At 61.6% G+C, this 12,052-nt stretch carries 10 protein-coding genes; 9 read left to right on the top strand and 1 reads right to left on the bottom strand.

The window, feature by feature from the left end:
* Nucleotides 1–32 precede the first annotated feature (32 nt).
* Nucleotides 33–464: a hypothetical protein gene (locus tag Q0K10_RS12845; protein WP_294507700.1), complete on the bottom strand. Its 432-nt coding sequence runs from the start codon at nt 462–464 to the stop codon at nt 33–35.
* A gap of 142 nt (nt 465–606) precedes the next feature.
* Here Q0K10_RS12845 and tsaD point away from each other — a divergent pair, with 142 nt between their 5' ends.
* From tsaD to Q0K10_RS12890, 9 genes are all read left to right on the top strand, one after another.
* A complete protein-coding gene (tsaD, locus tag Q0K10_RS12850) occupies nt 607–1,683 on the top strand; it encodes a tRNA (adenosine(37)-N6)-threonylcarbamoyltransferase complex transferase subunit TsaD (RefSeq protein ID WP_294507703.1) in 1,077 nt (358 codons plus the stop codon).
* Between the two features lie 14 nt (nt 1,684–1,697).
* The gene (locus Q0K10_RS12855; protein ID WP_294507706.1) at nt 1,698–2,336 is read left to right on the top strand and encodes an HAD-IIIA family hydrolase; all 639 of its coding nucleotides are present in this window, start codon (nt 1,698–1,700) and stop codon (nt 2,334–2,336) included.
* Nucleotides 2,337–2,376: 40 nt separating this feature from the next.
* Entirely contained in the window at nt 2,377–4,380 is a 2,004-nt protein-coding gene (locus Q0K10_RS12860; protein WP_294507708.1) for an alpha-amylase family protein, read from the top strand.
* A 25-nt stretch (nt 4,381–4,405) separates the two neighbouring features.
* On the top strand, nt 4,406–5,425 hold the full coding sequence (locus Q0K10_RS12865; RefSeq protein ID WP_294507710.1) for a serine hydrolase: 1,020 nt from the start codon (nt 4,406–4,408) through the stop codon (nt 5,423–5,425).
* 12 nt (nt 5,426–5,437) lie between these two features.
* Complete coding sequence (locus Q0K10_RS12870) at nt 5,438–6,268, top strand: nitroreductase family protein (RefSeq protein ID WP_294507712.1); 831 nt, start codon at nt 5,438–5,440, stop codon at nt 6,266–6,268.
* Nucleotides 6,269–6,272: 4 nt separating this feature from the next.
* Nucleotides 6,273–7,649: a CCA tRNA nucleotidyltransferase gene (locus Q0K10_RS12875; protein WP_294507714.1), complete on the top strand. Its 1,377-nt coding sequence runs from the start codon at nt 6,273–6,275 to the stop codon at nt 7,647–7,649.
* Between the two features lie 57 nt (nt 7,650–7,706).
* Nucleotides 7,707–9,020: a phenylacetate--CoA ligase family protein gene (locus tag Q0K10_RS12880; RefSeq protein ID WP_294507716.1), complete on the top strand. Its 1,314-nt coding sequence runs from the start codon at nt 7,707–7,709 to the stop codon at nt 9,018–9,020.
* 73 nt (nt 9,021–9,093) lie between these two features.
* Nucleotides 9,094–10,344 (top strand): DUF445 family protein, encoded by a 1,251-nt coding sequence (locus Q0K10_RS12885; RefSeq protein ID WP_294507718.1) that lies wholly within the window; start codon nt 9,094–9,096, stop codon nt 10,342–10,344.
* Between the two features lie 163 nt (nt 10,345–10,507).
* Nucleotides 10,508–11,977 (top strand): hypothetical protein, encoded by a 1,470-nt coding sequence (locus Q0K10_RS12890; RefSeq protein ID WP_294507720.1) that lies wholly within the window; start codon nt 10,508–10,510, stop codon nt 11,975–11,977.
* The last annotated feature ends 75 nt before the right edge of the window (nt 11,978–12,052 follow it).

A 12,052-nucleotide genomic window follows, 5' to 3' on the forward strand; every position in this document is an offset into this window, starting at 1 on the left:
AAGATACGCCGTTTCCGGAAAAATGCAAGCGCTCACCCCTGCCGTAACGCGAGAATTGCCAGAGCGAGCGCATAAAACGGCGCGGCCATCCCGAATGAGCCGCCGGCGCTTGCGAGGAAGGTCACACCGAGCAGAAGCGGCAGAACGATTTCCAGCCAGGAGAGAATCTGTTCCGAAAGCGCTTCGCCGGATTTCCTCCGTTTCGGGATCTGCGCGACGCCGAGCAGAATCACCCAGAGCCCGATGCCGATCGCGCCGAGCCGGTCGCGCCGGGAAAAGAAGAACAGCAGCGTTCCACTCGTCGCGAGGGCGGTCAGCACAAGCCCGATGCGCAGACGCCTGTTGCGCACCCCCGCTCCGAGCAGCGTCATCCCCGTCGCGGTCAGGAAAAAGAGTCCGCATCCGGCGAGAGCTCCCAGGGAAGGGCGCAGCAGCAGCAGCGGCACCGGAAGGCATGTGAGCACGCCCCGGAACCATCTTGCCCCGGGCTGCCGTCCGAAGAGGAGAAATCGGGTTATTTCCGCTGTTTTTTTCATCGGTGTGTTTGTGTTTGAAACAAAGATATGGTATATTTTTAAAATATCAAGTGAGACGGGGATTTTTTTTATGGCATTGATTCTTGGGATTGAAACCAGCTGTGACGAAACCGCCGCCGCCGTGGTGCGCGACGGGTTCGAAGTGCTGTCGAACAGCGTCGCGTCGCAGATCGCCAAACACGCCGCCCACGGAGGCGTCGTTCCCGAACTGGCGGCCCGGGAACATCTGACGGCGCTCACTCCGGTGCTGGAGGGGGCGTTGCGCGAAGCTGACGTGACGCTTCGCGACATTGATGCGATCGCGGTTACGCAGGGGCCGGGACTGATTCCGGCACTGCTTGTCGGGCTGTCGTTTGCGAAGGGGCTTGCGATGGGGAACCGCATTCCCTACGTCGGCGTGAACCATTTTATCGGGCACATTTACGGAGCGTTTCTGGACGAGGCGAACCGGGAGCTTGAGGATTCGGCGAACTATCCGCTGCTGGCGCTCGTGGTCTCCGGCGGACACACGTCGCTCGTGCTGATCGATGAACATGGGCGCGCGAGCGCGCTCGGGAGCACGATCGACGACGCCGCCGGCGAGGCGCTCGACAAGGGGGCGAAACTGCTCGGACTCGGATATCCCGGCGGCCCGATCATGCAGAAGACGGCCGAGGGGGGCGATCCGCACCGGTTCGAGTTTCCGCGTCCGCTGACCGGAGCGGCCGGCAAGCCGCTCGCACCGGAGAACCGCTACAATTTCAGCTTCAGCGGCATCAAGACCGCACTGCTTTACCATGTGAAGAATCACGCCGGAGCGGACGGCACGCTTCCGGTGGAGCTGCTGAAGGACACGGCCGCGTCCTACCAGGAGGCGGTGGTCGACGTGCTTGTGCGCAAGACGCTTGCAGCCGCGAAGGCGATGGGGGCGAAAATGATCGTCGCCGCAGGCGGCGTCGCCTGCAACGGCGTGCTGCGCGAGCGGCTCGAACAGCTTGTGCCGCGGGGAGTGAAGCTCCGGCTGGCGGCTCGTAAATACTGCACCGACAACGCCGCGATGATCGGCGGACTCGGATATCATTACTGGAAAAAAGGAACGTTTTCTCCGCTCGACATCGATTCGTACGCGCGGCTGCCGCGGATCACGCAGATTCCGTTCCTGGATTAGGAGGAGACACTTCGATGGTGAAATTGATCGTATTCGATCTGGACGGAACGCTGATCGACTCCCGGCACGATCTGGCCGGGGCGGTCAATCACATGCGCGGTTCGATGGGGCTTGAACCGATTTCGACGGAACGGGTTGTGACGTTTGTGGGCAACGGGGTCGCGAACCTCGTGCGGCGCGCGGTCGCGGACGCGGACGTCGACTTCGAGGAGGCGCTGCGCCGCATGAAACGTTACTATGCCGAGCATCTGGTCGAGACGACCTCGCTCTATCCCGGCGTGTCGAACGGGCTCTCCGAACTCGGCCGCGCCGGGATCACGCTGGCAGTGCTTTCCAATAAGCCGACCGAGGCGAGCCGGCGGATTCTGCAGGCTCTCGGGGTCGGCGACCGGTTCGCCGAGATCATCGGCGGCGACAGCGACTATCCGCTGAAACCGGAGCCGGACGCGCTTCTGGCGCTCATGCGCAAATTCGACTGCCGCCCGGAGCAGTGCTGGATGTTCGGCGATCACTACACCGACCTGGAGGCGGCGCGCCGGGCCGGCTGCCGGCGGGCGCTCGCACGTTACGGGTTCGGAGACCCGAAGAGCGAGACATTCGATTTCGAAGTCGGCTCGTTTCCGGAATTCGTCATGGCTGTCAAGGGATATTGAACGGGATATTCCTCCAATTTCAAATCATCAGGAGCGTTGTATGTATCATCTGAGATTTCGCCAGGTCCATCTCGATTTTCACACCTCTCCGGACATCCCGGGAATCGGGGAGAAATTCGACCGCAGACAGTGGCAGGAACGGCTGAAACGGGCGCACGTGAATTCGATCACCTGCTTCTCAATCTGCCACCACGGCTGGAGCTACCATCCGACGAAGGTCGGGAAAATGCACCCGCATCTGAAGTTCAATCTGCTGCGCGAGCAGATGGACGCCGCGCACGAGATCGATGTGAATGTTCCGGTCTACATCACGGCCGGGTTCAATCACCGGCTTTCGGTGGAGCATCCGGAGTGGAATGAGTATTCCTTTGAAGGGAAGGGGCCGAATCCGCTGCGCGGCGGCTTCATCAAACTCTGTTTCAATACCCCGTATCTCGATCTGCTGTGCGAGGAGATCGAGGAGGTCGCCGCGCTGTTTCCGGATGCGAACGGGATCTTTCTGGACATCATCAATCAGGGGCCGTGCTGCTGTCCGCACTGCATGAAGGGGATGCTCGAAGCGGGACTTGATCCCGAGCTGGAAGCCGACCGGCTTAAATTCGCCCGGAAGGTCCTGGAGAACTACTATGCGCGCACGACCGCCGCCGCCCGCAAACTCAACCCGGAGATGCCGGTGTTCCACAACAGCGGTCACGTGTCGGTCGGCGATACCGGAATCCTCAAGTATTTCAGCCATCTCGAACTCGAGAGTCTGCCGACCGGCGGCTGGGGATACGATCACTACCCGTTCTCGGCGGCGTACAGCCGCAATCTCGGGCTCGATTTTCTCGGCATGACCGGGAAGTTCCATACCACGTGGGGAGAGTTCGGCGGCTTCAAGCATCCGAATGCGCTGCGTTACGAATGTGCCGCGATGATCGCAAACGGTTCGAAATGCAGCGTCGGCGATCAGCTCCATCCGGACGGCGAACTCGACGAGACCACCTACGACATGATCGGGGAGGCCTACGCCGAGGTCGAGCAGAAGGAGGCGTGGTGCGACAACGTCAAATCGCTTGCGGAAACGGCGATTCTCTCGGTGGCCGGAATCACGGGAAAACGCGAAGTCCCGCCCGATGTGGGTGCGGCGCGCATTCTGCTGGAGGCTCACATTCCATTCGATGTGATCGATTCGGGGATGGCGTTCGATCGTTACCGCTTCCTCGTGCTGCCGGACGAAGTGACGGTCGACGCGGCGCTGCGGGAGAAACTTGAGCGCTTCCTTGCGAACGGCGGGAAATTGATTCTTTCGGCCGGGAGCGGACTCGATCCGGAGGGGAAGAAGTTCGTCGTTGATCTGCCGTTCGCCGACGAGGGGTGGAGTCCGTTCTCCCCGGACTACGTGCTAGCCGCTCCCGAATTCACGCCTTCGTATATGAAGACCCCGTTCGTGATGTATCTGCCATCGCGCCGGATCAGGGCGCGTGGCGGCGTGTCGCTCGGGCAGGTGTTCGATCCCTACTTCAACCGCGGGTTCCGGCAGTTCTGCAGCCACCAGCATGCGCCGTACCGCACCGAGCCGTCGGGATTCGACGCGGGGGTGATGACGGACAAGGTTCTGTACTTCGCGCATCCGGTCTTTTCGATCTACCGCGGATTCGGCATGGTCTATCTGCAGGAGTTCGTGGTGAATGCGCTGCGGCGTTTCTTCGGGGCGGATCTGCAGGTCCGGACTTCGATGCCGACGACGGCCCGCGTGACCCTTTTCGACCAGCCGGAGGAGAAACGTGCCGTGCTGCATCTGCTTTATGCGAACACGATCAACCGCGGCGGCGGCGGATTGCATCTGCCGAATCAGCCGCATTCGAACGGTTATGCGATCGAGGTGATCGAGGAGCTTCTGCCGCTGGAAGACGTAAAGGTTTCGGTGAAGGTTCCGCACGCGGTCAGGTCGGTGCGCTTCGTCCCGCAGGGCGAGGCGGTTCCTTACGAGATGAAGGAGGGGCGGATCGAATTCACCGTGCCGAGGCTGCTCTGCCACCAGATGGTCGAATTCGCCTATTGAAAATCCGGAACAGGAGGGGAGCGCGATGGATCGGATTCGTGAAATCGTCGACGCGGGGATTCGCGACGGAGTGGTTCGCGGAGTTGCGGTTGCCGCCGGAAGTCCAGACGGTCTGCTGCTGAAAGCTGGATACGGCGAGGCGGCGCCCGGAGTGCCGATGACGCCCGGAACGATCATCGACGTCGCAAGCGTGACCAAGGCGGTGGCGACGACGACCGCGCTGTTGATCTGCCGCGACCGCGGTCTGGTGGATTTCGATGCGCCGTTCACGCGGTATCTGCCCGATTTCGAGCCGGAGCTGCCGGAGCCGGTTACGGTACGGCAGCTGGCGATGCATGTTTCCGGATTCACGCATGACGGGCACGAGGTGCGGCAGTATTTCTCCGAGTCGGGGGTGGAGATCATGCGGAACATCCTGCGGTTTCCGCCCGAAAAACCGGCGGGGGTGTGCGTCGAGTACATGTGCTGGAACTTTCTGCTGCTGGGGCTTATCGTCGAGCGTGTGACCGGGGAGAGACTCGACACCTTCTGCGCCCGCGAAATTTTCACCCCGCTGGGCATGTCCGACACATCGCTCGGAAAGCCGGCGTCGTCGGACCGGGCGAAGCTCGCGCAGACGATCGAGACGGTGCGGCCGGGAGAGATTTCGGATTTCATCGCGTTCCGGGTCTACCGGGACGGTCTGTGTGCGGGTAATGCGGGGCTCTTCTCGACCGTGCGGGATTTGATTAAATTCGGCAGCTGCATTCTGCGGCACGGGGAAAAACTCTTCAGCGAGGAGTCGTTCCGCGAGATGACGACGCCCCGCACACCGGAAGGAGCACTGCCTGAACGCAGTTTCGGCTGGGTGGTGCGGGACGAATTTTCGCCGCCCGCCGCTTCCGCCGGGACGGTGTTCCACTCCGGCTGGAGCGGGCAGACGGTGCTGTATGACTGGGAGAGGGGGCGTTCCGCCGTGGTGTTGACCACACGGTGCGGCGATTACGACCGGGCGAAACGCGACCGGTTCGCGATTGCGGAACTGCTGCTTGAGCAATTCAATTGAGGTAAGGAGGAGATGATGAACCAGTTCCAGTTTTTTGTCGATGATTCCAGGTGCGTCAAATGCGGCGCATGCATCCGGGACTGCGCCGTTGAGATGCTGGAATTCGATCCGGATCGGGAGTTTCCGCATGTGATCCCGGGAACCGAAGAAAACTGTACGCACTGCCAGCACTGCCTTGCGGTCTGCCCGGTCGGGGCGCTGGAGATTTTCGGGCGCGACCCGGAGGAGAGTTTGCCGCCGGATTCGAATCCCGATCCGGAGGAGATCCTTTCGCTTATCGCGAACCGCCGTTCATTCCGCAACTACCGGCACGAGAATCTCGACGCTGTGACACTCGATAAACTCAAGGATATGCTTAAATTCGTGCCGACCGGCGTGAATGATCACTCGCTTTATTTCGCATTCGTCGACGACGTGACGGTCATGGACGAGTTCCGGAAATGCGTTTCGGACGGGGTCTCCGCGATGTTCCGTCAGGATCCGCTCCCGCCGTTCCTTGCTCGGATGTCTCGTTATCACAAGCAGTTGCGGAGTGGGAAGGATGTGATTTTCCGAGGGGCGCCGCACATGCTTGTGGTTGCGGCGAAGGTGGATTCCCCGACGCCGGCGGTCGATCCCGTGATTGCGCTCTCGTATTTTGAACTTTACGCGCAGTCGCTCGGAGTCGGCACGCTCTGGTGCGGACTTGCGATGGCGGCGTTGAACGAGTTTCCGGAATTGATGGCGAGACTGCAGCTTCCGGACGGATATCGGGCCGGATACTGCATGCTGTTCGGCCCGAGTGATTTGTGCTATCACCGGGCGGTGCAGCCTGACCCGGTGCGAATCGCTTCCGTCCGGTGAAGAAATGGCGTGCGTTCCTGTGACGTTCCGCTCGACTCCCATGCTGGAGGCGGCCGCATCGGTCGTCGGCGTGCTGCGAGGGGCGGGATTCGAGAGCGGACTTGTCGGCGGCTGCGTCCGCGATCTGCTGCTCGGCCGGACGCCGTCGGACTGCGACATCGTGACGACGGCCCGCCCGGAGCGGATCGCGGAATTGTTCGACGACTGTCGGCTGGTCGGGGCGAGCTTCGGTGTTTCACTCGTTCGCACGGGAGGATTCGAATTCGAAGTAGCCTCCGCCCGCGAGGAGCGGTTCTACCTCGACGGCCGTCACCCGGAGGAGGTGCGTTACACGGATGACCTCGCAGTGGACATGCGCCGTCGCGATTTCACGGTCAACGCGCTCTGGTTTGATCCGGTGGAGAAGTGCGTCCACGACACGGTCGGCGGGCTTGCGGATCTCGCGCGCGGAGTCATCCGCACGGTCGGGGATCCTCAGGAGCGGTTCGGCGAGGATTTTCTGCGCATGTTGCGGGCGGTGCGGTTCGCCGCGCGGCTGCGGTTTGCGCTTGCTCCGGAGACGGAGCGGGCCATTTCCGCGCTCTCTGCGAAAGCCGCGCGCATTGCCGGCGAGCGGCTCCGGGCGGAGATCACTTTGATGCTGACCGGGCCGGATCCTGCGCGGGCGATGCGGCTGCTTCAGAGAACCGGCCTCATGGCTGCCGTTCTGCCGGAGGTCGCGGCCATGGAGGGGGTCGAACAGCCGCCGGAGTTTCATCCGGAGGGAGATGTGTTCGTCCATACTATGCTGATGCTGGAACACATGGCGTATCCCGATCCGCTGCTCGGCTGGAGCGTGCTGCTGCACGATGTCGGCAAACCGCGCACGTACAGCGTGGAAGAGGAGAGCGGACGAATCCGTTTTTTCGGCCACGAGGCGCTCGGGGCGGAGATGGCGGCGGATATCCTGGACCGCCTCCGCTTCTCCTGTGTCGACCGGGAGCGTGTGGTTCAGGCCGTCCGGAATCACATGCGGTTCGCCTTTGTGACGGAGATGAAAGCCGCGAAACTGCGGAGGTTGCTGGCGGATCCGAATTTTTCACTTGAACTGGAACTGCATCGGCTCGACTGCATCGCATGTCATGGAATTATGACCGGGTTCGTCTTTCTGCTGGACGAGCTGCGTCGCGCGCCGGACCGGGCGGTTCTGCCGGAGCCGCTGGTGATGGGGCGCGACCTCGTGGCGGCGGGGAGGCGTCCGGGGCCGGGATTCCGGCGGGCGCTCGATGCGGTGTACGACCGCCAGCTTGCGGGAGAGTTCGGTTCGCGGGAGGAGGCGCTCGCTTCCGCGCTGTCGCTGCTCGACGCCGAAGAGAGGCGCGCAGAAGGAGAAAACAGTTGATTTCCGGCGCGTTATGGTGTATATTACGCGATCAAACAAACAAGGGGCCCTGAAAAAATGTCGCTTTACCAGAATGATAACTTGAGCGCGCTCGACTACGTGCAGCAGGATTACCTGCGCGAACTTCAGCTCGAACGGTTGAAGAAGATCGTTTCCCACGCCTACAACCATGTCGCGCTCTTCCGCAGCCGTATGGATGAACGTAAACTGCGGCCGGAGGATGTGAAGACGCTCGCCGACCTCGGCAAACTTCCCTTCATGGTGAAGGCCGATCTGAGAGACACCTATCCGTTCGGACTCTTCGCCGTGCCGATGTCGCAGGTGGTGCGTCTGCACGCCTCCAGCGGAACCACCGGCAAGCCGATTGTGGTCGGCTACACCCGGCAGGATCTCGAAGTCTGGATGGAGGTCATGAAGCGCGCGCTTGCGAGCTGCGGACTCACGAATGAGGATATCATTCAAGTTTCCTACGGATATGGACTCTTCACCGGCGGTCTCGGCGCGCACTACGGCGCGGAAGCGCTCGGTGCGACCGTGGTTCCGACCTCCGGCGGCAACACGCAGCGGCAGATCATGCTCATGCGCGACTTCGGGACGACCGCGGTTTGCTGCACGCCCTCCTATTTCTATCATATGACGGAGAAGGCGATGGAGAACGGCATCGACATGCGCACTCTGCCGATCCGGGCAGGCGTCTTCGGCGCGGAACCGTGGACCGAGGAGATGCGCAAACGCATCGAGCTGGCCGCCGGGATCAAGGCGTACGACATTTACGGTCTCTCCGAGATCATCGGGCCGGGCGTGGCGATCGAATGCCGCTGCCAGAAGGGAATGCACATCTTCGAGGATCACTTCTATCCGGAGATCATCAATCCGGAGACCGGCGAAGTGCTTCCGGACGGGGAGTTCGGTGAACTTGTGCTCACGACGCTTTCGAAGTACGCCATGCCGATGATCCGCTACCGGACGCGCGACCTGACGCGGATCGTCGCCGAGCCGTGCGAATGCGGGCGGACGCTCCGGCGCATTGCGCGCATCTCCTCGCGCAGCGACGACATGTTCATCATCCGCGGCGTGAACGTCTTCCCGTCGCAGATCGAGACGGCGCTGCTTTCGGTCGAGGGGACGACCGCGAACTACAACATCATTCTGAGCACCGAGAACGGCCTCGACAACCTTGAAGTCGACGTGGAAGTGACCGAGGAGCTCTTCTCGGACAAGGTCCGTTCGATGGAGGGGCTTCAGCAGCGGCTGACCGCGGCGGTCGAGGGGCTGATCGGGCTGCGGGTCCGGGTCAAGCTCGTCGCTCCGAACACGATCCAGCGCAGCGAGGGCAAGGCGCGCCGCGTGATCGACCGGCGCGAACGCTGAGGAGAGCGGAGTGTTTCGAGGGGAGACGAACGGAGTCTCCCCTCTTTTGTGTCGTCGGGAGGAGGCGAGGAGCGTGAACCGTTTTTTGAAGAAACTTCAGATTGTGCTTTCGGCTGTGAGCTGGATGACGATTGCGGCGATTGTCGGGAAGGCGGTTGCGGGCTGGAGCGGGCCGGAGTGGTTTTCGTTCTGGGTGTTTCCGGTCATGGTGTCGGCCGCGGTCGGGTATCTTACGAACTTCATCGCGATCGAAATGCTCTTCAAGCCGTATGAGCGGACGGGGTTTCACTGGTTGAGAGTGCTTTCGCTCGGGCTCTGGCGGCAGGGGATGATTCCGGCCAACAAGGCGAAGATCGGCCATGTGCTCGGCGAAGAAATCACGGAACGGCTGCTGAAACCGGAGGAAATTTCACGCGAAATCGGGGCGCGTCTCTCGAAGATGAGCACCGATCCGGCGCTGCTCGAACAGATCCGGACTGCGGTGCAGCTCATGCTGCGGAAGAACGAGGAGACGGTCATCCGGTTTCTGATTCCGAGGATCGAGGCGTCGCTTTCCGAAGCGCTCGACCAGAGTCTGACGCCGGAAAATCTGCGGATCTTCTGGGACGAGGTTCTGGAGAAGCAGCTCTCTTCGCCCGCTGTGCGCGGGACGCTTGCGTCGGGGATCGTTTCGGGACTTCGGGCGCGGACTCCCGAACTGCGCGAACTTCTGCGCGAATTTCTGCGAGACGGCGTCCGGCGTTATGTGAATGACCGATTGGCATTCATTCCGCGATCCGGCGAGATCGCCGCCGGAATCGTGAATCATTTGAACTGGAACGATATTGAACTTCAAATCGCCGCGAAACTTGAGGACGAACGGATCTACGGACTGATCGGGGAGGAACTCTCCGAACAGACCGTCCGGCTGCGTAGCTGGCTTCACAGCGACGAGGCTGCGCCGCAGATGCGCGGGTTTCTCGACGGCACGCGTGCGAAACTCGGCGAGTTCCTCCACCTCTGGCTGACGGAGAACGTGCCGCAGATGGCGAACAGGATTCTCACTTCAGACGATCTGTGGGGCTGGGTGCGTGGCGAACTGCTGCCGGCGCTGCAGCGTTATCTCGACTTCTGGATGGCGCATGAGGGGCGGCGCATCATCGTGGAGATGCTCGATCTGAACAACCGGATCGAGCAGTCGATCGCCGGACAGGATGTGCGTGAGTTTCATGGGATGATCAACCGGATCGCCGCGGAGCACCTCGGCATGATCCAGGTGCTCGGCTATATCCTCGGCGCGATTGTCGGCGCGCTTCAGCAGATTGCGGCGCTGCTGTCGCACTGAGAACTTTTTCCTTCCGGCTTGACAACGGTTTCCCGGAAAGCTATTGTATTTCCTGGAAAATTTGTGGCGGGAGGCATATGATGAAGCGTGTTCCATTTCCAGCACGACAGGATGCGGCAGGATTGCCGGCAGCCGGAATGCGGAGACTCCGGGAGGTGTTCGGGTGAAGACGGGGGTGCCGGGAGTCCGGCTTGCGGCCGCGGGCGTATTTCTGTTGATGGCGGGTTGTTCGAGCATTACGAACTCCCACTTGCAGAAGGAGCCGATGATGAAGGCCTATCTTTCCGGACGGAATGCGGAGGTGGCGCAGCGGATCGGCGACAAGCTCCGTTCCTCCGCCGGAACCGGAGACGAACTCATGTGGCGCCTCGAAGCCGGTGCGTTCTACTTCAACCAGGGGGACGACCGCCGCAGCGTGGGTGAATTCGAGCAGGCGGAGAAACTCATCGGCGAATATGACGACCGCCCGACCGTCAGTGTGCGCGATGCAGGCAGCGAAAGCGGCGCGATGCTGACGAACCTGAATGCGCTGCCGTATTGCGGATTCTGCCGGGATCGGATCGCTCTGTCGATCTACAAGTCACTCGCTTATCTCGGAGAGGGGCGCGAGGAGTCGTTCCTCGCGCAGCTGCGGCGGCTTCGCGTGACCCAGAAGGAGGTCGCCGAAAAGTACCGCGAGTTTTTCGAGGCCGAACAAAAGGAGATCGCCGAGGCGAAGAAAAAGAATCCGGCCGCCGCCCGCAGCGTTTCGCAGGGGGGCGGAACCCTTTCCGGGCAGACCGGCAGCGATGAGTTCAACCGGGCACTGGCGGAAACCCGTAAAATTGCGCATCGCGGATATGGGAATTTCCTGAATCCGGCGGCGCTCTTTCTCTCGGCGCTGGGGTCGCTGCGGGAGGGAGACATGGACAATGCGCGGATCGATTTCCGGAGATTGTATGAATCTTCACCGTCCAATCCGCTGTTTCAGCGCTGCTATGTGACGGTGCTCAAGCAGCTGGGCGACCAGGTTCCGGCGGAACTCGAGGGCGCCAAGCCGTTCGATTTCCCGCTCGACCGCGACTGCGTCTACGTACTGTTTGCGAACGGGCGGGGAGCGGCGTTTCGACAGGTGGCGATTTATTTTCCGGTGATGACGGCGTATCCGGTTTGCGAATATTATCCGGCGCCGTACCGGTATCTGGCCGTGACCGGGGGAGGGGAGACGGTGAACACCGCGCCGCTCTCGGACATGGATGCGATTCTCGCCCAGGAGTATGATGAGCGGCTGCCGGGCATGATCGTCCGGATCGTGCTTTCCACCGCGATCAAGGAGGGGGCCAGTTACGCGGGCGCGTGGGCGGTCTATCGCGAGAATGAACTGGCCGGTGCGATGGTTCTGCTCGGCTCGATGCTCTACCGGGCGGCGTTCAACACGGCCGATACGCGGAACTGGGAGCTGCTGCCGAAGGAGTTTCAGCTCGCGATTCTGCCGATGCCGGCGGATCGCCGGATCACGGTCGCGCCGGACGGAAACCGTGCGGACGCCGTGACGCTGAATATCCCGGCGGAAGACCGTTCGGCGATCGTGTATGTCAATGCGCCGTCATCCGGCGCGATGCGGTGTCGGATTCTGGGAATGCCGTCCAAATAAAAAGGAGATGGTATGATAAATAGCTGACGTTCGCGGTTTCTGCTTGCGGCGTGTAATTTATGGCGATTAACTTAC

The organism is uncultured Victivallis sp., assembly GCF_944391105.1.
GTDB lineage: Bacteria > Verrucomicrobiota > Lentisphaeria > Victivallales > Victivallaceae > Victivallis.